Source organism: Zunongwangia endophytica, from assembly GCF_030409505.1.
Lineage (GTDB): Bacteria > Bacteroidota > Bacteroidia > Flavobacteriales > Flavobacteriaceae > Zunongwangia > Zunongwangia endophytica.
Map to the genome: position 1 here is coordinate 24,855 of NZ_JAUFPZ010000003.1, position 19,978 is coordinate 44,832.

A 19,978-nucleotide genomic window follows, 5' to 3' on the forward strand; every position below is an offset into this window, starting at 1 on the left:
GAGTAGTGGCTTCTATTGCTGCTTCCAGAAATAAGGATTTTGAATTTATGCTGAGTCTCTCTGGCGTGGGAGTTAACGGACTACAAATTCTGGATCTACAGAACAGCGCGATACTAAAATCTATGAATATTGAAGATTCCCTGGTAGAACATCACATGGAATTGTATAATTTTTTATTTAAAACGGTTTATAATCTCCAAGAAGAGGATAGTTTAAAGCTGCAGTTAGAACAAGCGGTAAATAATTGGATGCAGGATAAAGATGAAGATTTACTAAAAAGTATGGGATTGGCCAATGGCCGTGAAAAAAATTTGATTTATAGATTTCACAAGGAAGCAAAAAAAGATGCGTATCAATACATGATTCGTTATAATCCTAAAGATTATTTGCCCAAAATTGAAATTCCTGTAATGGTTTTAAATGGAGCAGAGGATATTCAGGTGCCCGCCGAAGAAAATGTCGCTGGATTCCAGAAATATCTATCAAAATCAACTAATTTTGCATCGAAAATCTATCCAAACCTAAACCATATGTATCAACACTGTCATACCTGTATTGCTTCAGAACAAAGCGAACTTGAAGAAGTTTTCGCGCCAGAAGTTCTTGCAGATATCACTAAGTGGATACATAAAGTTTATCAAACAAAGTAATTTCAATTAAATAGTCTTCAATGAAAATAGTTATTGCCAGTATCCTTCTATTTTTTTCAACATTCTCACAGGCGCAAATTTATGATCCTGTATCTTTTGAAACTTCTGTTGAAAAAGTAAACGAAAATCAGTACGCCTTAATAATTAATGCTTTTATCGAACCCGGTTGGCATTTATATTCGCAAGATGTACCTTCTGGTGGTCCTATTCCTACTTCATTTCAATTTTCATCTAATGATAACTATGCTCTAAAAGGCGAAGTTATCGAGCCTGAAGGTCATGTTATAGACGATCCTATTTTTGAAATGGAAATCAAATATTTCTCAGATAAAGCCACTTTTAAGCAAATTATAGAACGCAAGTCTCAAGGTGCTTTTCAAATAAAAGGTCGCGAATTATGGTTTGTAACGACGAAAGTTGTTTGCCACCTACACAGAAAAAAAATGTAGTATTTAAATTTTCTAAATTGAATAATACGGAAGTTGCTTCCGCGGCAGATTTAGATGAAGAACCAAATACCGATGGAGAGACTACTGATTCCGAAAAATCTGTAGAACAAGATAAAGAATCCGTTGAAGAAAATATTAGTCCGCAGGTGTCTGGAGATATGGTTGATGCTGTTGCCAAAACTGATAATAGCGCTGAAGATGCTAATGAAGATACTATTACAACTGAAGAAGTAGATGGAGAAAGTGAAAATTCAGAAAGCCTTTGGTCAATTTTTATATTAAGTTTTCTAGGCGGTTTTGCGGCTTTACTTACCCCATGTGTTTTCCCTATGATTCCTATGACGGTAAGCTTTTTTACCAAACAAAGTAAAAGTCGTGCTTCGGGAATTAGAAATGCCATTTTCTATGGATTATTTATTATCATAATTTATGTGATTTTAGGCTCTGTAGTAACCGGGATTTTTGGAGCAGATGCGCTTAATGCCCTTTCTACAAATGTATGGTTCAATGTCATATTCTTCATTTTATTGATCTTTTTTGCTTTTTCATTTTTGGGAGCTTTCGAGATCATGTTACCAAATTCTTGGGCTAATAAAATTGATTCTCAAGCCGATCGAGGTGGGATTGTAGGTATCTTTTTTATGGCGCTGGCATTAGCTATTGTTTCTTTCTCCTGTACAGGACCTATCTTTTACTTGTTAGAAGCAGCATCTAAAGGAGGTATTGCACCTATTGTAGGAATGCTTGGATTTTCAACTGCAATCGCATTGCCATTTGCTTTATTTGCAGCATTCCCAGGTTGGTTAAATTCGCTTCCCAAATCTGGTGGATAAATACAGTAAGTAGTATTAGGATTTTTAGAGCTTGCACTAGCATTTAAATTTTTAAGTAATGCCGATTTGGTTTTACAACTTCATCTGTTAGAAAGAGAAACCTTTTTAGCGATTTGGATTGCAGTTTTTGCCGGACTTGCATTATACTTATTCGGGAAAATCACATTGCCGCATGATAGTCCTTTACCACATATTTCAGTAGGAAGATTATTTAGGATTATTAACTTTATTTTGTAGTTTATCTATTCCTGGTCTTTGGGGTGCTATTACAATGGATTAGTGGTTTCCCTCAAATATAGTAAGATGAAAATTACGTTAGGAATTTTGTGGTCCAAACAATATTCCAAAAATGAAATGCTTGGTCAAATCGTTATGTTTTATTAAGAAGGAATGGCTTATGCAAAAAGTCAGAACAAACCGTGATGTTGGATTTTACAGGTTATTAATAAAAATTTTTAAGAATTGAAGATGTAATGAAGTCCTTAGTGGAAGTCCTAAAATATGTTATTTATTTAAGTTTTAAAATTGTGAATTTGAAAAAAAAATTGTTTAGTGAAATTTGTGGGAATGATTTTTTCAGATAATTATAAAGCAATTATTATTAGTGTTAAATAATTTAACTTGAATAAACCTTACATCCAGATATAGAATCTTATTTGGGATGGCTACAAGAAGGTTTAGAGAATTATAAGTAAAATAATCGATTTTAGATATAAAAAAAGGGATCGTTGCTTTTAAGCTTCGATCCCTTTTTTTTTAATGATTTTTTGCTATTCCCTTTCTTTTGTTGTTTTTTAAAAAAAATTTGAGTAAAAAATAACCAAAATTAATGGAATTCCCACGCCAAGGTAACGCAGTGACATATCGAAAGTAGTGGCGATTTCCCCTGAAGAAGATATTACGAAACTTGAGATTGATGTAATAATATAGAGCAATCCACCAATAAGTCCACCAGCGATACCAGCATTGCTAGGGAAATAAATCATGTTTTGGGTAAAGTAGTTGGTAAAAATAAACCCAGAAACGATATGGATCACAAAAGCAAAAGCAATTAAAAGGTAAAGATGATCTAATTGCGTTGCCGCGGCTATAAACACGAGTAAAAGCACAATTTGTGCGAAAGCTGAAATTCGTAATTTCTGAGGAAAATTTTGGCTAGCAAAGGTCTTACTTAAAATTCCGCCAATCATCCAGGATATTCCTAAGATTAGCGTACAATACCCCGTAGTTACTGCATCAAATCCAAAATGATGTTCTACCACAAACGGGCCAGCGATATTAAATACCATCACGGTTGAATAAGCTAATCCTAAAATCAAGATTCCTAAAACAAACGCCTTATTCTTCAGCATTACGGCATAAAGCATTGATGTTTTTTCAGATTAAATTTCTTGACATTTCTAATCGTTTCTCCACTAAAAATTAATTCAGCAAAAAATAGAATTGCGGCATATATCGCTAAAAAGTAAAAATTTGCCTGCCAATCAAACAAGCTTTCCAGATAACCACCAAGAAAAGGAGCAATTATCGGCCCGCAAGACCATACGATGGTAAAAAAGCTTAAAAAATGTTTTCGTTTTACTTCATCATAAAGGTCTACAAAATAAGCTCGCTTTGCGACCACGATAAACGATGTTCCTAATCCCTGTACGATTCGCCAAAAGCAAATAACCCAAACCTGATCTGTCCATGTAATAGCAAGGCTACTAATAATTAGAGCAATTAATGAAAATAACACAGGTTTGTAGCGCCCAAGACTGTCCAATAAACTTCCTACGAACAATTGCGCAAAACCATAGCTTAAAAAGAAGCAAGTAAGCGTAAGCTGAATACTTTTTTCTGAAACCGATAAATTCTCGGCCATCGATGGAAATGATGGCAAATAAATATCTGTCATAAACCCAGAAAGTGGAATGGTGAAAAAGGTAATTATCGTTGCAATTTGTTTTTGTCTTTCAGAAGCTTGTCTTAGGTGCATTAGTTAGAAAAGTTGGCGGGGTAGGGGATTTATAAATTTTTGAAGTATAGTCGAAAATTGGTGCTTTTGCTTTCAGTTTTAGTATAAACTGGAGAATATTATATTACGGTTTTCCCTTACTTATTCTACGGTTAAATTTCAAACAACTGGAAACTAGTAGGTTAAATTTGAGATATAATTTAAAACCTACTTAAATGGAATTAAACAAACTACCACTCGTTTTGGCAGCGACAGGACTGCTTTTTACTTCCTGTCAAAAAGATGAAACAGCACCAGAGACTCAAGAATTGCTGAATAATGAGGCTCCAAGTTCATCACAAATTCCTAAAGAGGTAATAGAAAAGGTAAACAATTTACATTTCAATTCAGATTATATTGAAACTTTCGAACTTACTTTACCTGGAGGTGCTACAGAAACCACTTATTTAATTGAAAATGATATTGCAATGTCTGCCGATCAATTAGATAAGCTTAGCACCGCAGATATTACCAGTAAGCAGTATCGTACTTACAATTTGGTTAGTAGTCCCAGAACCATCAATGTTATTGGTTATACGGGTACAGGCTATGGACAAAATCTTTCCAACAAAATGCAACAGGCATTACAAAGAGCTGTAGCGAATTATAACGATTTAAGTATTGGTCTAACCTTCAATCTTAGTTTCGGTACTAATTATAGTTCTTCAGACATTGTTGTTTATAAAACTAGCAATGGACAGGCTGGTGGAGTAGCCGGTTTTCCATCAGGCGGAAATCCATACAAATTTGTACAGATTTTTTCAGGAATGGAAAGCTATAGTACATCAACCAACGAACATGTAATCACTCACGAAATTGGACACACTTTAGGATTGCGCCATACCGATTGGTTTTCTAGACAGAGCTGTGGCCAAAGTGGTGAATCTGCAAATCCAGACGGAGCGGTGCATATCCCGGTACCGAGACGGGGTATGATGCGAACTCTGTAATGTTAGCATGTTTTAGCGCCAACGAAAGTGGAAATTTTGGTGGTGACGACGAGAAGGCTCTAGAATATTTATACTAACCACAGAGCATTATTTTTAAATGTAATTAGCCCAAAGTCACCCGGCGAGAAAACTTTCTTAGAATCTCCAAACCTACTTATTAATATGGCATGTATGTCTAAGTGCCGGGTGTTCTTATTTATCCTTTCTGTCTCTCGCAAGCATATCCTTTTGTAAGAGAATGTCTTCACTTTTTTAATAATACATTAAACAATCATCCATGAAAAATTTATTTACACTTCTAATTTTGGGAACGCTAATGGCAGTCACTTATTCTTGCGAACCTGAAGCTCTACCTGTATCTAATGCCGAAACACTTGAAGAATCTGAAATAATAGATATCGATACTTATGCTGATTCTTCTGGAAGAGAGGAAAATGAACAGGAAAGAAGAGATCCGCCTGAATAAGAAGAGCAAGATTAATCTTCTAAACAAAAATAAATTTGAGAAATTTATGATTAAATTCTTAAATTGATCGATGCCCAAATCTATATATCAATACGAGACAACATTAATATTTTTTAATTCAGAGTTTGGGCATCTAAACAACTGAATATTGAAGAAGAATTATTTTTTATTTTTACTATTAGTCTTAATGCTTTCATCCTGTGATCTATACCAGTCACAGGATGAGTCCTTTTCTAAGGATGCTATCGAAATTTCAGACGATTTTAAGCTGGATTCTCTAGATTTAGAAGTTAGAAAGGAGAAACTGAAAGCATATTTAATTCAGACTTCAAAACTTAATGATGATACGCTTAAAAAGAAAAATTACCTGCATGCTTCTTATTACGCAGCTTCGATAGATTCCGCTTTATTTTTAGAAGCCAATTCCAAGGCTATAGCTTATGCAACACAACTAAAAGATAGTTTAGGGCTTGCCGGCGCTTTTTGGGATCGTGGATATTTTTATTCAGAAATTGGTGGATATCGTCAAAGTTACGATGCCTATCAAGAGGCAAGTGAACTTTATTTAAAAAACGACAAGCCAGTATTGGGAGGGAGATTGCTAATAAATATGGCGATTCTTCAATCTGATATTAAAGATTATGTGGGAAGCGAAGTAACTACGGTTAGAGCTTTAAAAGTTTTAAAGCCTTTGGATGCAAAAGAATACATTTATCGCTGTTATAATAATCTGGCGGTGGCTTACAACCAAATGAATGATTTTGAAAATTCATTAGACTACCATAAAAAAGCCTACGAGATTCAGCAGGAATTAGGCAATAATACCTACCAGAAAGCTTCAACATTAAATAATATAGGTGTGCTTTATGAAAACATGGGGCGATTTGACGATGCGATAAAATGTTTATGCTGAAGCATTAGAATTTTCAGAATTAGAAAAAGAAAACCTCAGGTTTATGCTAAAATTATCGATAACCGTGCATTTGCTGAATTTAAAATAGGAAAGAAAGAACATATTCCTGAAGACTTTTTTAAAGCACTGCATCTAAGAGAAGCTATAGGTGATGAAGACGGTGCTATTTTTTCTAGTATGCATCTTGCCGAATATTACGAAGGTATTGACAAAAATAAGGCATTAAAATATGCCGATAAAAGCAGAATATTAGCTCAGCGAAGGGAGCATATGCAAGGTTTAATGGAATCTTTAAGATTACAGGCACGATTAGATAAGGCTAACAGTTATGCGCATCTTGAGCGATATATACACTTAAAAGATAGCTTAGAAAAAGAAGAGCGAGCTGCTCGTAATCAATTCGCACGAATACGTTATGAGACCGATGAATTTATTGAGCAGAACAAATATTTGAATGCACAGCGAAAATGGATAATCTTAGGTGCAGGATTTCTGCTGATTATTGTAATACTTGGATTTGTAGTACGCCATCAAAAGATTAAAAACAAACAGTTGAAATTAGAGAAACAACAGCAACAATCTAACGAAGAAATCTACAATTTGCTTATCGACCAGCAAAACAAATTAGAGGAAGGTCGTCAAAAGGAGAAAAAACGTATTGCTGCGGAATTGCATGACGGAATACTTGGAAAAATATTCGGAATTCGGTTAATATTAAGTAGTCTGAATAGCAAAGTGGATACCGAGTCGGTGGAAACCAGATCAAATTATATTGCTGAATTGAAAAAGCTAGGGAAGAGGTTCGCAGTATTTCTCATGATTTGGATGCCAATATATTCGATTCTCGATCTGGATTTATAAGTATTCTTAACGAGCTATTAAATGAGCAGTCTATAATAGGAAAATACGAAGTGGTTTTAAATAATGACCCTAATATCGAATGGGATAAGGTAAGTAGCAAAATTAAAATTAACTTGTTTAGAGTTCTGCAAGAGTCTACTTATAACGTAACGAAATATGCCCAGGCTCAAAAAGTTATTGTAGTCTTCAAAAATCAGGATACGCATCTTTTTGCAATGATCAAAGACGACGGAACAGGCTTTGACATTGATGCGACACCAAAAGGTATAGGATTAAAAAATATGAAATCCAGAATTAATAATCTAAATGGTAAAATAAACTTTAAGTCTAGTGAAGAAGGCACAGCGATAAGTATACAGATACCTATTAATCAAAATCGTAAAATATGGCTAACCGCTTAAAAGTGTTGATTGTAGATGATCACCCGATAATTATAGAAGGTTATAAAAGCACGTTGCAATCCTGTAAGCACGAGATTCTCGTGCAGACCGCCAACGATGTGGATACTGCTTTATTACAAGTGCGTAATGCCGAACAATTTTTCGATATTATCATATTGGATATTAAAATCCCTGCATCCAAGGATGGTAGAATAATTTCTGGGGAAGATTTGGGGATGAAATTTCGCGAAATCACACCACATTCTAAGTTGGTTGTGCTTACGATGTTCAATGAGAAATATAGACTTCAGAATATTCTAAAAAGCATAAATCCTGAGGCTTTCATGATCAAAAGCGATGTAGGTTCTACAGAACTGTGCGCAGCAATTCTATCGATAAACAACGGTATTCCTTTTTACAGTAAGACGGTACGCGAATTGTTTAGAAGCCAAATGACACGAGATATTACCTTAGATGAAAACGATAGGAAAATCTTATATTATCTTTCTAAAGGAACCAAAACAAAAAATCTGGTCGATTATATTCCGCTTTCCTTAGCTGCTATTGAAAAGCGAAAAAGAAATATTAGGAAGCTTTTTGAAATAGAAGAATTAGGGGATAAATTAATTTTGGACAAAGCAGAAGAATATGGTTTTCTTTAATCTAAAGAATTTTTAGTAACCCACGTTTTCCAACCAATAATAGCCATTTGTAATTTACTAGCATTAGCCAGGTCTAATTGCTTCTTAGAATAACTTGGCAGTATTTTTTTATTCAATTTCGCTAATGATGTAAACAGCTTCTTTTTCATTCTTAGTCAGTTTCTATCAAAGATATTAAAATATTGATATTCAGTAAAAAAGAAGCTGTTTTTTTAGAATTTTTATTTCTTTTTAGGTTTCTCACTCGTAATCTTGAAATCGTCTTTTTCAGTATCCATTATCATATAAAACTCATCAATCGAATCACTACTGGAAGCGCTATACGTCACATTCCAAAAAGAAGCACCTTTATGTCTGGCTTTGATTTTTACATTAGTAAGAATTCCTGAATCATCACGCTTCAATTTTTTAATATTAATTTCAATATCATAGGTCTCTTGGATAGCTTTGATGATATTCTGAATGGCGGCATCTGTTTCATTAGGATGAATAGTATATACGAAAGTTGTTGATTTTTGAGGTAATTTACCTTTAAAGGTTTTAGTGTAAACTTCAATAACACCATTAACTGCACGATCATTTTTATACTTTTCTGAGGCTTTTTTATCTTTCAAAACATTAATAAAAATGATATCATTTGGCTTGATGTTTTCAAGAGTTTTTTGCTCTTCAACTTTTCCGTTAATAACCAATAATGGTTTTCCATCAATTAAGTGATTATTTCTTAAGATTATAATATGGCTAGAATCTGCTTGTTTTTGATTTTTTATAATCAGTGAATTATCCTGAACTTTTGTGGTATAGAGTTTAACACCGTATTTAGAAACTCGGCTTCCGTAAAGAGCCCTAGCTTTCTTACCTTCAAGATAAGTGATGTTTTCTATGTCATTTTTCTCAATATCATTAAGAAAAGCATTGCTCTTCTGTGGAACTCCATTCAGAATATAAAGAGTATCATTTAAAATATTAGAAGAAGTAGTCGCTACTTTACCTTTGCCATTAATCGTACTACGCTCTTTATCTTTCGAACTTTCTTCAACCGTCTTCTCAGTACTTTTTTCTTTATTTAGAGTAATAATAGAAGGTGTTTTCTTATCTAAGAATTTCAAAAACTTAAGTTGGATTGCTTCCTGTTTTTTATCTATATCTTTTAAATAGGTTTGAAAATCTTCAATAAATTCGGTTTTAGAAAGTTTAACTACGCCATCTTTTCCTTTTTCACCAAATTGTTTTACTGCAGTTTCGGGTGCTATCACTTGGATAGATTTATAAACTATAGTTTTACCTTCAAGTTCATCTCTTTTATAATTTTGGTTGTCCAAAATATATAAGGCATTTTCACCTAAATCCTCAAGTGAAATTGATCGTTTTGGTGATTTGTAAGTGTTATTTTTTTCAGTTTCAGTATAACTTCCAATTCCCGTGATTTCAGGATTATCTACGGTATCAGTATACTGAGATCTATTTCCCTTTGAAGAGTTGAGCACTACACTTTCTTTCTTTAAATTGAAACTATAAAGGAATAGGCATAAAAATGGAATTACTAAAATAGTCTTCCACGAGGTGTTTTTCTTTTTCGATTTGTTAAGCATAATAATACGTTTTTTGATGAATGATTGATAAAACTGATTAGTCATGGCCGGCTGCATACCAACACTTGCCATAACTAGCGCTTTTTGGTATTCTTTTTTGCTGGCTATTGTAGCTACTGCATCTTGATCGGCTAGAAATTCTAAGTTTTGGACGATAACTTTTTTGTATAACCAGATAAACGGATTAAACCAAAATACCACACAGAGTATAGAAATGAAGATCACATCCAAAGAATGCCACTGTCTTGCATGGATTTGCTCATGCTTCAGGATTAATTTTAGGTCTTTTTGTTGATGTTTTTTAGGATTGTAAACGATATTATTAAAGAATGAAAAGGGTTTAATATCCTTAGTCGTTCTCACCAATTTTAAATTCTTGTATTTTTTAAGAATCCAGAATTAATAACCTTCTTTAGGCTGTAGATCTGAAAAGCAAATCGTAAGCTCATTACTGAAACACCAAATAAGTAAACATAAAAACCAATTTGCCACCAATCTGTTGGTTCTTCGATTACCGTGTTTTCCTGCTGAAAATCGCCATTCATAACAGTATATGGTATCTCGGTGGACGGCAATTCTATGTATTCTTGCTGAGTGAGATAAATAAGTGGTAAAACTAAAGAAGTCGCCAAACCTACTAAAAGAAACTTACGGTTTTGCATAAAACTTGTTTCCTGTTTCAGCAAAATAAAGTAAGCCAAATAGAAAATAGCAATTAAAGCTGAAGATTTTAAAAGATGGAAAATTAATTCTTGCATGCTTACTGGTTTATATTTTATTTATCTTCTGTCTTGTAAATACCGGCGTTAAGATCTTTTGATAATTCAAATCGAAAATTGCTGCTGGTTCTTAAAATAATTTTCTGATTCTTAAAGCTTAAAAGGTTAGGGCGTTTGTCTTTATAAGCCTGATTTTCTAAAGTAGCACCAATTTTAAAATTAGTCTCATCGGGAAATTTTCTACTAATAGTATAGCTATCTAATTGACCATTAAGATAAGAGATTTCTGAGATCTTTATAATAACCGAGTCTCTATAAAATTGGTTAAATAATTTTACCCGGTTTTGCAGCTCTTTTTTACTAATATCATTTTCAAAATAGAAAGAATATTGGGACGATTGTTCCATAGTTTCGATTTCATCGACATTGCAACTGTAAAACATTATGCTAAGAAGAGGAAGCAGAAAACTTAGTTTTAGAGATCGTAATCTAGCGAATGTATGTTGATTAATCATGATAGTTCGGTTTCTTGATTGATGAGTAATAAAACTGGAAATTCTAACGTCTTAAATGGCTTAGAAAATAATTGATATTGGTGATTTTTGATTTTCTTTTCTGCAACTTTAATTTTTGATTTCAGGATGAAGAAATGCTTGATCTTTTTTATTTCTGAAATGATTTCTGCAGAAGCAATAAGCCACTTCAACTGAAATAGCTTAACACAGCATCGTATTAGAAACCCAAAACTTATAATAGATATTGATAAAAGAAATTCAGTATAATTTATAGAATTTTTGAGAAGCAGTTCATATCTGGCAAAAAATAACGCCAGGATTAGAAAATGTTTCAATATGTAAATCCAAAATTGCACGTTTTATTGCTTCTCTTTATTTTCAATAATTTCTAGAATTTCTCTCAATTCTTCAGCACTAATTTTTTCTTCTTTAGCAAAAAAGGAAACCATGCTTTTATAACTATTGTCAAAAAAACGTTTAGTAGCGATATTCATAAACTGTTTCCTATACGCTTCTTTGGTAATAATTGGATAATATTGATGCGTTTTACCGTAGGCTTTATAAGAAACATATTTTTTTTCTTCAAGATTCTTACGATGGTAGAAACCGTATTATAATGAAGTTTTTGTTCTTTAATATGCGGGATAATTTCTTTAACGAAAGCTTCCTCGAGCTTCCATATAATCCGCATAATTTCTTCTTCTTTATTCGTTAACTTTTCCATGTCGATGTCTATCTTCAGATATGTAGATGATAAATATAACGAAAAAAATAGTTTTCAAACTAAAAAAGTAGTAATTATTTTAAAGCGCGTAATTTAGTGGTAAGGATAAGGACATTCTCGCCTGTCCCATTGCGCCAGAAATATTGAAAGCTCGAGTAGGAGTGAAGTTTCCAAATTTGTCAATATAAAACGGACTTTTATATATAAGACCAGATTGCTGGTTTTTATGCAGTATGCTAATCGTGTCTTTTGTCATTGCCACTTTTGTAAATTGATCTGCCTGCTGAATATCGAAATACTTATATGTGGTACTTCAAATCTCTCGTAGAAAATTCTAAAATCATCTTGAGCAAGGTTTCTCTTTGATAGGGAGCGCATAAACTGAAGCAAGGATCCTTCAAAAGCTTCCTCACGATTTTTTAAATGGCGTCTTCTTGGTTTCTCATTTTGTTCTTTATAAAAGCTGCTTCCTTCATAAAAGGTGTATTCAATCAAATAAAGACCAGAACTTCCTGTACTAAATTTGATAGTAAAATCTATAAGCTCATATTCTATAAAATAGCCCAGATGATTATTTTTAATTATTAGCGGTTCTTTCGCATACGCAATGAGTTCGTTTTGTGAAGGGGTATATTAAGTTTAATCGCATCTTCATTCAATATTTTACATTTTAACGCAGCAGTTGTATGCCCCAAAAATTCTCTGCGGAAGTAATTAAGTTTTCTTTTGCGAGACCAGGGATCGGTTTCCAGGACTACCGTGCCCAGCTCATCCATACTTTCTTCAAGAAAAACAATTGGATAATTTTTATCCTTGAAAACTGAAATATTAGGTACTGTCCTTGTTTTAAATCCGATGGATCTAAAAATTAATGGTGAAATGTTAGAAGATGAATTCTCGATTTTGAAGTAACCTTTCGTATTGCTAACAGTACCAAGACTGGTACCGTCAAAATAAATTGAAACCGACTGAACAGCTGTTGAATCTTTTGCATTTAGAACTCTTCCAGTATACACTTCCTGAGCCTGAATATGAAATGAAAATAAAATAGCTAAGAGTAAAAGTCGTTTCATAAATTAAATATAACGGTTTTTTTAGTTTTTAAACTATATGTGTAGTTTTTAATTCAGTATTTCATTAATAGAATAGCTTTAAAGTTTAAGTTATATTAGCACAAAAAAGTGTATGGATATTGTTTACATACTAATTGGTTTAGTGTTATTAGTGGTAGGTGGTGAGTTTTTAGTAAGATCATCTGTCGCTCTTTCTTTTAAGATGAATATCTCTCGTATGGTCATTGGGCTAACGGTAGTTTCTTTTGCGACATCAGCACCAGAATTATTAGTGAGCTTGCAGGCAGCGATGGAAGGATTTTCAGATATTTCTTTAGGGAATATTATCGGCTCTAATATTGCTAATATTGGTTTGGTTTTAGGGATCACAGCGCTTATTTCTCCCATTGCGGTAGATAGTGACTTCTATAAGTTTAATTGGCCGGTGATGATGATCTTTTCATTTGCATTATTTTTCTTCTTACTTAATGGGGAAATATAGACCGGTTAGAAGGTGGAGCTTTAGTACTTGGACTACTAATTTATCTACTTTTCTTGATTATTCGTAGTAGAAAGGTAAAGGAAAATGTAGTAGAAGAGGTAGATGAAAGCCTAGAAGGCACTTCCTGGTTTAAGATTATTATCTGGTTAGTAATTGGCGGAGCGGCCTTGTATGGAGGATCAGAATTATTAGTAGATGGATCGGTTGCGTTGGCGAGAGACTTAGGCGTTAGTGAAAGAATTATTTCTGTAACAATGATCGCTATAGGTACCAGTATTCCCGAGCTTGCTGCATCGGTAATAGCAGCCTTAAAGAAAGAGAAAGCCCTATCTTTTGGTAATTTGATAGGTTCCAATATTTTTAATATAGCTTCAGTATTAGGTATAACTGCTTTAATTAAACCGATCGTGATGCAATCTCAGGAAGTTTTGAGCAATGATATTTATTGGATGATTGCCTTTTCTTTCATACTAGTTCCCATGGCTTTTATTCCGAAGAAATTTCTATTTGGAAGAGTTAAAGGCCTAGTTATTCTAACCGGATATTCGGTATTTCTTTATATCACTATTTTTAGGTAACAGCTTTTGATAATAGAAAATAGAGCATGAGACGCCATAAATTAGTCGTCTGAATCACCAATCTTGATTCTTATTTGGTGATCTGATTGCAGATTTTAGTACTTCTGTTTCAATTTTTGGCCTTTATTGAAAAATTGTTTCAAACAGCCTAATTTCAGTATTTAATAAAATTAGTGCAATAAAAAAGGCGTTTCTGAAAGAAACGCCTAATCTAAGATTATTACAATCTAGCCTAAATCTGTTATTTATTCTGCATTTTTAACCGTCTTAATAATACGGCTTGCAATTTTATAAGGATCACCATTAGAAGATGGCCTTCTATCTTCTAACCATCCTTTCCATCCGCGCTCTACAGTTGCGATTGGAATACGGATTGATGCTCCACGATCAGAAATTCCGTAGCTAAAGTCGTGGATAGAAGCAGTTTCGTGCTTACCAGTTAAACGCATGTGGTTATCTGCACCGTAAACGTCGATGTGTTCTTTTACAACTGGACGGAAAGCTTCACAAATTTTCTCGTAAGTTTCACGGTTTCCAGCATTTCTTAAAGTTGAGTTAGAGAAGTTGGCGTGCATACCACTACCATTCCAATCTAAATCGCCTAATGGTTTTGGATGAAGATCAATTGCAATTCCGTATTGCTCACCTATTCTTTCTAACAAATATCTTGCAACCCAAATCTCGTCACCAAGCTGCAGCTCCTTTAGCGAAAATTTGATATTCCCACTGTCCGGCAGCAACCTCACCATTAATACCTTCTACGTTTAATCCAGCTTCAAGGCAAACATCTAAATGCTCCTCAACGATAGATCTACCATAGGCATTGTTTGCACCTACAGAACAGTAATAAGGTCCTTGTGGTCGTGGATATCCATTAGCTGGGAAACCTAAAGGTTTACCTGTTTCAGTATCAATAAGGAAGTATTCTTGTTCAAATCCAAACCAGAAATCATCATCCTCATCGTCTATAGTAGCTCTTCCATTAGTTTCGTGAGGTGTACTATCTGAATTAAGTACTTCGCACATTACTAAGAATCCATTTTTACGTTGTGGATCTGGACATATAAATACTGGCTTTAATAAACAGTCAGAAGCATTTCCTTCAGCTTGTCCTGTAGAAGAACCATCAAAAGACCATACCTCACAATCTTCTAACTTTCCTGAAAAATCAGTTACTACTTTTGTTTTACCACGTAACTTCTGAGTTGGCTTACTACCATCAAGCCATATATACTCCAACTTTGATTTGGTCATAATCTAATTCGTTTTTTTATAAAATTGAACGTCTAAGGTTAACAAAAATATAATTTTTTTGAATAAAATGTATATTTTTTTAGGGTGCATTTATTGAGAATTTTCAATTTGTAAATAATACCCCCTAATTTTTAGGGGGTAAACATTATTTAATGTTTTTCAAGGTGTTGTAGTGAGAAATATTTAAATTTGATCGTAATATTTTATTAATCATAATAGCTTAACATGTCAACACTTAGATTTAAGGCAATAGAAGAAACCTTTAACCGAAAATCTGTAAATATCGAAGAGCCAGGAAGGCGCTCAGCGATTTTTGGAAGTAATGTCTTTAATGAGTCGGTTATGAAGCAGTATTTAACCAAAGAAGCATATAATAATGTGATGGATGCTGTGAAGACCGGAGCGAAAATTAACCGAACAGTAGCCGATCATATTTCTGCTGGAATGAAAGAATGGTCTATTAATAAGGGAGTTACTCATTATACGCACTGGTTTCAGCCTTTAACAGGAGCAACAGCTGAAAAGCATGATGCATTTTTTGAAACTATAGGTGATGGACTAGCGATAGAAAAATTTGGCGGAGGATCTTTGGTTCAGCAAAGCCAGATGCTTCCAGTTTTCCAAACGGTGGAATTAGAAATACCTTTGAAGCTCGAGGATATACCGCATGGGATCCTACTTCACCGGCATTTATTTGGGGAACAACTTTATGTATTCCAACAGTTTTTGTTTGTTATACGGGCGAGGCTTTAGACTATAAAACACCACTTCTTAGAGCTTTACAAGCAGTAGACCAGGCGGCAACAGATGTTCAAAATATTTCGATAAAAATGTTTCTAAGGTGAATGCTACTTTAGGTTGGGAGCAGGAATATTTTCTTGTAGATTCAGCTTTAGCAGCGACTCGACCAGATATTCAATTAGCAGGTCGTACACTTTTAGGACATTCTCCAGCAAAAGGGCAGCAATTAGACGATCATTATTTTGGATCTATTCCATCACGTGTCTTAGCCTATATGAGAGATTTGGAGATCGAGTGTATGCGTTTAGGAATTCCGGTGAAAACCAGACATAACGAAGTTGCTCCAAATCAATTTGAGTTAGCACCAATTTTTGAGGAAGCTAACCTTGCGGTAGATCATAATTCATTAATTATGGATGATGAATAAGATTGCCGAGCGTCACCATTTTGTGGTGTTAATGCACGAAAAACCATTTGCCGGAATAAACGGAAGTGGAAAACACAATAACTGGTCTTTAGGAACTGATACGGGCATTAATCTTTTATCTCCCGGTAAACTCCTATGAAGAATCTTCAGTTTTTAACCTTCTTCATTAATACGATCAAAGCAGTTTGCGATAATGAAGAATTATTAAGAGCTTCTATTGCAAGTGCATCTAACGATCACCGTTTAGGAGCGAACGAAGCACCACCAGCAATTATTTCAGTATTTATTGGTAGTCAGTTAACGGCTGTCTTGGATGAGTTGAAAAAGTAACTTCCGGGAAATTATCTCCGCAGGAAAAAACAGAATTGAAACTAAATGTTGTAGGAAAATTCCAGAAATTCTTTTAGATAACACCGATCGTAACCGTACTTCTTCTTTCGCATTTACAGGTAATAAATTTGAATTTAGAGCCGTAGGATCTACTGCCAACTGTGCAAATCCTATGACAGTACTTAATGCGATAATGGCTAAGCAGTTAAAAGACTTTAAAGTTGAGGTTGATAAGCTGATTAAGGATAAAAAAATGAAGAAAGACGATGCTATCTTCAATGTTCTTAGAGAGTATATCAAGAAAAGTAAAAAGATTAGATTTGAAGGTGATGGTTACGGAGAAGCTGGGAAAAAGAGGCTGAAAAACGTGGCTTAAGCAATAATAAAAAACACTCCAGAAGCATTAAAAGCTCAAATTTCTAAAAAAGCGATTAAGCTTTATGAAGAATTAGGAGTGATGAATACTGTAGAAGTTGAAGCTCGCCACGAAATCGAATTGGAAGAATACGCAATGCGCATCCAGATCGAAGCAGAGTGCTAGGTGATATTGCAAGAAATCATGTAATCCCAACCGCAATTAGATACCAAAATGTTTTGATTAAAAACGTTACTGGTTTAAAAAGTATCTACGGCGAAGATTTTAAAAAGTACGCTGAAGAACAATTAGACTTGGTTGAAAAAGTTTCTAACCATATCGCAGTAATTAACAGTAAAGTGAGCGCTATGATCGAAGCTCGAAAAGTAGCGAACAAATACGAAGATATTCAGAAAAAGCAGAATCTTATTGTCACGAATAAAACCGTTTTTTGATGAAATTCGCTACCATTGCGATAAATTAGAATTACTGGTTGATAATGAAATCTGGCCACTTACTAAATATAGAGAGTTGTTATTTACTCGATAATCGAGAATAAAAATATAAGGCTTGCCTTGCAATAAGTATCTAGCAAAAGTCTCATGGGATCGCCTATAGGTGGTTTACTAGATAGGATTAGATAACTTAATCATAAAAGCTCTGCGAAACGCAGGGCTTTTTCTTTTTATAAACTTCTTAAAGAATTTAAAACTGATTATCTTGACGTCTAAACCAAATTCATGAGTCAGGACTAAGTAAAAGGTATAGTCAGCGTGGTTTTCAAGCAGTAAAGAAGATGTGCACAACGCGATTAAAAATGTAGATAAAGGACTTTTTCCTAAAGCATTTTGTAAAATAGTTCCCGATTACCTAACTGGTGATGAAGATTACTGCGTAATTATGCACGCCGACGGAGCAGTACAAATCTTCACTAGCTTACATGTACTGAAAGAAACCGGAGATCTTTCGGTTTGGAAAGGTATTGCACAAGATGCCTTGATCATGAATATTGACGACTTACTTTGTGTTGGTGCAACTAATAAAATCTTACTTTCTTCTACAATTGGTAGAAATAAAAGTTTGGTTCCGGGAGAAGTAATTTCAGCAATTATTAACGGAACTGAAGAATTGATTGCCGATCTTAAAAATTTGGTGTAGAAATTCATTCTACCGTGGGGGAAACTGCAGATGTTGGAGATTTGGTAAGAACTATTATTGTAGATTCTACGGTAACTGCTAGAATGAAGCGCAGTGAAGTAATCGACAATAAAAATATTGAACCGGAGATGTTATTGTTGGTTTAGCTTCTTATGGACAGGCTACTTACGAGAAAGAATACAACGGAGGGATGGGCAGTAAACGGTTTAACCTCTGCACGTCACGATGTTTTTGCAAAGATTTTAGCTGAAAAATATCCTGAAAGTTTTGATGCTTCTATCCCGAATGAGTTGGTATACTCCGAAGCAAAAAATTAACAGATACCGTTGAAGATGCTCCTTGATGCCGGTAAATTGGTGTTATCGCCAACCAGAACTTATGCTCCCGTAATTCAGAAAATAATATCGAAATTCAGCAATAAGGAAATCCACGGAATGGTGCACTGTAGTGGAGGAGCGCAAACCAAAATTCTTCATTTTATAGACAATCTTCATATTGTTAAGGATAACCTTTTTGAAGTTCCGCGCTTTTCAAATTAATTCAGCAGGAAAGTAAAACCGATTGAAAAAATGTACCAGGTTTTTAATATGGGACATCGTATGGAAATCTACGTGAAACCAGAGCATGCTGAGGATATCATCGCGATTTCAAAATCTTTAATATTGATGCACAGATTGTTGGAAGAGTAGAAGCTTCAGATAAGAAATCACTTACTATTAATAGCGAATTTGGAGAGTTTAATTATTAATAATTCAATTTTTCACTCTAAAAATAAAGATTAACGCCAAAGAAAATTGCGATAGCATCAATTTCGCTACTTTTTTATCTTAAACCTTTGTTTATATTTGCCTCCAAACGAGGCCGATAAATGGAAGAGAGTAGAAGGTTTATTGCACTATCTATAGTTTTTTGGGTATTACTAAATTTTACGACACTATTAGTTTTTGATGATGAGTTTGGGCGATGGATGCGCTTCATTACTTCTGCATTTTATTTAATTGCCTTAGTATTTATCAACACTTATGGTTGAGATTATTTCTCGCTTTTTTCTATTTGCTATTTGTGACTTTTCAGTAATATTTTATGAAGATCCTACTTTCAATGCAGCGGCCTTTATCAGTAGAGGTTTGGCCTTTATCACTGTAAGTAGTATTGGTTTTGTTTAGATTAAATCGATTTCGGATTTCGAAAATAGAGTTGCTGTTGGGCTTATACTTGTTGGTATAAATTGCTTTTTGCTGTTTGAGCTGGAAAGTATGATGACGCTTCATGATCACGAAGAATTGGGAAGGCAGCCTTTTATGGCTTTGCAGGGATAACAATTATTACGATGATCATTGCAGTTTCTTATAATAATCGATTCAATAATAAAAAGAGTCTTTTTTACTTAGGCGCGGTTCTATGGATGATTCTTTCTGATCTTTCCTTTTTTATATCTTATTATTTTAGATTTTTCAATATTCAATTATCCAGACCGTATTTTTAATATCTTGGGATCTGGATTTCTTGCGCTCTTTGCGACAACTACCTATAAAGAGAAATTAGAATTATTTTGACTAAATTTCAAAAAATCAGCTTGGTAAATAACCCAAATTCGTCAATTTAATCTGGAATTTACGATTCTGGATTGTTTATTCTAAAGAGATAAATATCATCTGAAATGTCCAATATCGCTTCGTAGCGATGGTCTGTAATTATAATGCTTTCTGTTCTTTTTCTTTTTGAATTATTGTTGAAAATTTTTCGATCATTAAAGAAAAGTTGCGCAAATGGTTCGTCCCAGAAGCACAATGACATTTCTCTCAAGACCAGATAGATTTCAATAATTCGTTGTTCCCCACCGGAAAGTTCTCTTATTCTCTGATTATTTT

23 protein-coding genes and 7 pseudogenes are annotated in these 19,978 nt (G+C 34.0%); 19 read left to right on the forward strand and 11 right to left on the reverse strand.

Annotated features, from left to right (window positions below):
- The first annotated feature begins 5 nt into the window (after window positions 1-5).
- Together QWY91_RS19195 and QWY91_RS19425 are read left to right on the forward strand one after the other, a co-directional pair.
- On the forward strand, window positions 6-650 hold the full coding sequence (locus tag QWY91_RS19195) for a prolyl oligopeptidase family serine peptidase (RefSeq protein ID WP_290237190.1): 645 nt from the start codon (window positions 6-8) through the stop codon (window positions 648-650).
- Window positions 651-670: 20 nt separating this feature from the next.
- Window positions 671-2,222: pseudogene (locus tag QWY91_RS19425) on the forward strand (protein-disulfide reductase DsbD family protein); the annotation flags it as partial.
- Window positions 2,223-2,726: 504 nt separating this feature from the next.
- Here the strand turns inward: QWY91_RS19425 and QWY91_RS19210 are convergent.
- Together QWY91_RS19210 and QWY91_RS19215 are read right to left on the reverse strand one after the other, a co-directional pair.
- Window positions 2,727-3,299: an MFS transporter gene (locus tag QWY91_RS19210; RefSeq protein ID WP_290237193.1), complete on the reverse strand. Its 573-nt coding sequence runs from the start codon at window positions 3,297-3,299 to the stop codon at window positions 2,727-2,729.
- Window positions 3,284-3,910, reverse strand: coding sequence for an MFS transporter (locus QWY91_RS19215; protein ID WP_290237195.1), 627 nt, complete (start codon window positions 3,908-3,910; stop codon window positions 3,284-3,286). The genes QWY91_RS19210 and QWY91_RS19215 overlap by 16 nt, the downstream gene beginning before the upstream one ends.
- A gap of 446 nt (window positions 3,911-4,356) precedes the next feature.
- Here QWY91_RS19215 and QWY91_RS19220 point away from each other — a divergent pair.
- From QWY91_RS19220 to QWY91_RS19245, 6 genes and pseudogenes are all read left to right on the forward strand, one after another.
- Window positions 4,357-4,955: pseudogene (locus QWY91_RS19220) on the forward strand (M57 family metalloprotease).
- 200 nt (window positions 4,956-5,155) lie between these two features.
- Complete coding sequence (locus tag QWY91_RS19225) at window positions 5,156-5,344, forward strand: hypothetical protein (RefSeq protein ID WP_290230519.1); 189 nt, start codon at window positions 5,156-5,158, stop codon at window positions 5,342-5,344.
- Between the two features lie 148 nt (window positions 5,345-5,492).
- A complete protein-coding gene (locus QWY91_RS19230) occupies window positions 5,493-6,257 on the forward strand; it encodes a tetratricopeptide repeat protein (RefSeq protein WP_290237198.1) in 765 nt (254 codons plus the stop codon).
- 177 nt (window positions 6,258-6,434) lie between these two features.
- Window positions 6,435-7,118 carry an SH3 domain-containing protein gene (locus QWY91_RS19235; RefSeq protein WP_290237200.1) on the forward strand — a complete coding sequence of 228 codons (684 nt, stop codon included), beginning with the start codon at window positions 6,435-6,437 and terminating at the stop codon, window positions 7,116-7,118.
- Window positions 7,079-7,519, forward strand: coding sequence for a sensor histidine kinase (locus tag QWY91_RS19240; RefSeq protein WP_290237202.1), 441 nt, complete (start codon window positions 7,079-7,081; stop codon window positions 7,517-7,519). Before QWY91_RS19235 ends, QWY91_RS19240 begins: the two co-directional genes overlap by 40 nt.
- Window positions 7,504-8,160, forward strand: a complete 657-nt coding sequence (locus tag QWY91_RS19245; RefSeq protein ID WP_290230522.1) for a response regulator — start codon at window positions 7,504-7,506, stop codon at window positions 8,158-8,160. The genes QWY91_RS19240 and QWY91_RS19245 overlap by 16 nt, the downstream gene beginning before the upstream one ends.
- On the opposite strand, the gene QWY91_RS19250 is transcribed toward QWY91_RS19245, so the two are convergent.
- The 7 genes and pseudogenes from QWY91_RS19250 to QWY91_RS19280 form a co-directional block, all read right to left on the reverse strand.
- Window positions 8,157-8,309, reverse strand: coding sequence for an SsrA-binding protein (locus QWY91_RS19250; protein ID WP_290230524.1), 153 nt, complete (start codon window positions 8,307-8,309; stop codon window positions 8,157-8,159). The genes QWY91_RS19245 and QWY91_RS19250 overlap by 4 nt on opposite strands.
- 72 nt (window positions 8,310-8,381) lie before the next feature.
- Window positions 8,382-10,115 (reverse strand): M56 family metallopeptidase, encoded by a 1,734-nt coding sequence (locus QWY91_RS19255; RefSeq protein WP_290237205.1) that lies wholly within the window; start codon window positions 10,113-10,115, stop codon window positions 8,382-8,384.
- Window positions 10,116-10,120: 5 nt separating this feature from the next.
- Window positions 10,121-10,510 carry a hypothetical protein gene (locus tag QWY91_RS19260; protein WP_290237207.1) on the reverse strand — a complete coding sequence of 130 codons (390 nt, stop codon included), beginning with the start codon at window positions 10,508-10,510 and terminating at the stop codon, window positions 10,121-10,123.
- A gap of 17 nt (window positions 10,511-10,527) precedes the next feature.
- Window positions 10,528-10,878 carry a hypothetical protein gene (locus QWY91_RS19265; RefSeq protein WP_290230528.1) on the reverse strand — a complete coding sequence of 117 codons (351 nt, stop codon included), beginning with the start codon at window positions 10,876-10,878 and terminating at the stop codon, window positions 10,528-10,530.
- 467 nt (window positions 10,879-11,345) lie between these two features.
- A pseudogene (locus QWY91_RS19270) lies at window positions 11,346-11,710 on the reverse strand (BlaI/MecI/CopY family transcriptional regulator).
- A 79-nt stretch (window positions 11,711-11,789) separates the two neighbouring features.
- Window positions 11,790-11,966 (reverse strand): hypothetical protein, encoded by a 177-nt coding sequence (locus tag QWY91_RS19275; protein WP_290237209.1) that lies wholly within the window; start codon window positions 11,964-11,966, stop codon window positions 11,790-11,792.
- 328 nt (window positions 11,967-12,294) lie between these two features.
- Window positions 12,295-12,783 carry a carboxypeptidase-like regulatory domain-containing protein gene (locus tag QWY91_RS19280; RefSeq protein WP_290237211.1) on the reverse strand — a complete coding sequence of 163 codons (489 nt, stop codon included), beginning with the start codon at window positions 12,781-12,783 and terminating at the stop codon, window positions 12,295-12,297.
- A gap of 112 nt (window positions 12,784-12,895) precedes the next feature.
- On the opposite strand from QWY91_RS19280, the pseudogene QWY91_RS19285 reads away from it, so the two are divergent.
- Window positions 12,896-13,842 (forward strand): annotated as a pseudogene (locus tag QWY91_RS19285) (calcium/sodium antiporter).
- Window positions 13,843-14,087: 245 nt separating this feature from the next.
- Here the strand turns inward: QWY91_RS19285 and QWY91_RS19290 are convergent.
- Window positions 14,088-15,096 (reverse strand): annotated as a pseudogene (locus tag QWY91_RS19290) (glutamine synthetase beta-grasp domain-containing protein).
- Between the two features lie 342 nt (window positions 15,097-15,438).
- Between QWY91_RS19290 and QWY91_RS19295 the strand changes: the two are divergent.
- From QWY91_RS19295 to QWY91_RS19445, 10 genes and pseudogenes are all read left to right on the forward strand, one after another.
- A pseudogene (locus tag QWY91_RS19295) lies at window positions 15,439-15,941 on the forward strand (glutamine synthetase III domain-containing protein).
- Entirely contained in the window at window positions 15,938-16,264 is a 327-nt protein-coding gene (locus QWY91_RS19300) for a hypothetical protein (RefSeq protein ID WP_290237213.1), read from the forward strand. Before QWY91_RS19295 ends, QWY91_RS19300 begins: the two are co-directional and overlap by 4 nt.
- Window positions 16,254-16,403 (forward strand): hypothetical protein, encoded by a 150-nt coding sequence (locus QWY91_RS19305; RefSeq protein WP_290237215.1) that lies wholly within the window; start codon window positions 16,254-16,256, stop codon window positions 16,401-16,403. Before QWY91_RS19300 ends, QWY91_RS19305 begins: the two co-directional genes overlap by 11 nt.
- The gene (locus QWY91_RS19310; protein ID WP_290237217.1) at window positions 16,400-16,594 is read left to right on the forward strand and encodes a hypothetical protein; all 195 of its coding nucleotides are present in this window, start codon (window positions 16,400-16,402) and stop codon (window positions 16,592-16,594) included. The genes QWY91_RS19305 and QWY91_RS19310 overlap by 4 nt, the downstream gene beginning before the upstream one ends.
- A 253-nt stretch (window positions 16,595-16,847) precedes the next feature.
- Window positions 16,848-17,135: pseudogene (locus tag QWY91_RS19315) on the forward strand (hypothetical protein).
- Window positions 17,129-17,404, forward strand: coding sequence for a hypothetical protein (locus tag QWY91_RS19320; RefSeq protein WP_290237219.1), 276 nt, complete (start codon window positions 17,129-17,131; stop codon window positions 17,402-17,404). Before QWY91_RS19315 ends, QWY91_RS19320 begins: the two are co-directional and overlap by 7 nt.
- 343 nt (window positions 17,405-17,747) lie before the next feature.
- Window positions 17,748-18,107 carry an AIR synthase related protein gene (locus QWY91_RS19430; protein ID WP_435433332.1) on the forward strand — a complete coding sequence of 120 codons (360 nt, stop codon included), beginning with the start codon at window positions 17,748-17,750 and terminating at the stop codon, window positions 18,105-18,107.
- 14 nt (window positions 18,108-18,121) lie between these two features.
- Window positions 18,122-18,253 (forward strand): hypothetical protein, encoded by a 132-nt coding sequence (locus QWY91_RS19435; RefSeq protein WP_435433333.1) that lies wholly within the window; start codon window positions 18,122-18,124, stop codon window positions 18,251-18,253.
- A gap of 6 nt (window positions 18,254-18,259) precedes the next feature.
- Window positions 18,260-18,424 (forward strand): hypothetical protein, encoded by a 165-nt coding sequence (locus QWY91_RS19440; protein WP_435433334.1) that lies wholly within the window; start codon window positions 18,260-18,262, stop codon window positions 18,422-18,424.
- A 9-nt stretch (window positions 18,425-18,433) separates the two neighbouring features.
- Complete coding sequence (locus tag QWY91_RS19445; RefSeq protein WP_435433335.1) at window positions 18,434-18,646, forward strand: hypothetical protein; 213 nt, start codon at window positions 18,434-18,436, stop codon at window positions 18,644-18,646.
- Window positions 18,647-19,721: 1,075 nt separating this feature from the next.
- Here the strand turns inward: QWY91_RS19445 and QWY91_RS19330 are convergent.
- A partial coding sequence (locus QWY91_RS19330) for a P-loop NTPase family protein (RefSeq protein WP_494338490.1) occupies window positions 19,722-19,978 on the reverse strand: 257 nt, incomplete at its 5' end.

Excerpts from the sequence above, each read along its gene's own strand:
- QWY91_RS19210 (WP_290237193.1), bottom strand. The coding sequence starts at position 3,299 with ATGCTTTATGCCGTAATGCTGAAGAATAAGGCGTTTGTTTTAGGAATC.
- QWY91_RS19215 (WP_290237195.1), bottom strand. The coding sequence starts at position 3,910 with ATGCACCTAAGACAAGCTTCTGAAAGACAAAAACAAATTGCAACGATA.
- QWY91_RS19225 (WP_290230519.1), top strand. The coding sequence starts at position 5,156 with ATGAAAAATTTATTTACACTTCTAATTTTGGGAACGCTAATGGCAGTC.
- QWY91_RS19235 (WP_290237200.1), top strand. The coding sequence starts at position 6,435 with ATGCATCTTGCCGAATATTACGAAGGTATTGACAAAAATAAGGCATTA.
- QWY91_RS19245 (WP_290230522.1), top strand. The coding sequence starts at position 7,504 with ATGGCTAACCGCTTAAAAGTGTTGATTGTAGATGATCACCCGATAATT.
- QWY91_RS19250 (WP_290230524.1), bottom strand. The coding sequence starts at position 8,309 with ATGAAAAAGAAGCTGTTTACATCATTAGCGAAATTGAATAAAAAAATA.
- QWY91_RS19260 (WP_290237207.1), bottom strand. The coding sequence starts at position 10,510 with ATGCAAGAATTAATTTTCCATCTTTTAAAATCTTCAGCTTTAATTGCT.
- QWY91_RS19265 (WP_290230528.1), bottom strand. The coding sequence starts at position 10,878 with ATGGAACAATCGTCCCAATATTCTTTCTATTTTGAAAATGATATTAGT.
- QWY91_RS19275 (WP_290237209.1), bottom strand. The coding sequence starts at position 11,966 with ATGACAAAAGACACGATTAGCATACTGCATAAAAACCAGCAATCTGGT.
- QWY91_RS19280 (WP_290237211.1), bottom strand. The coding sequence starts at position 12,783 with ATGAAACGACTTTTACTCTTAGCTATTTTATTTTCATTTCATATTCAG.
- QWY91_RS19305 (WP_290237215.1), top strand. The coding sequence starts at position 16,254 with ATGATGAATAAGATTGCCGAGCGTCACCATTTTGTGGTGTTAATGCAC.
- QWY91_RS19310 (WP_290237217.1), top strand. The coding sequence starts at position 16,400 with ATGAAGAATCTTCAGTTTTTAACCTTCTTCATTAATACGATCAAAGCA.
- QWY91_RS19440 (WP_435433334.1), top strand. The coding sequence starts at position 18,260 with ATGGACAGGCTACTTACGAGAAAGAATACAACGGAGGGATGGGCAGTA.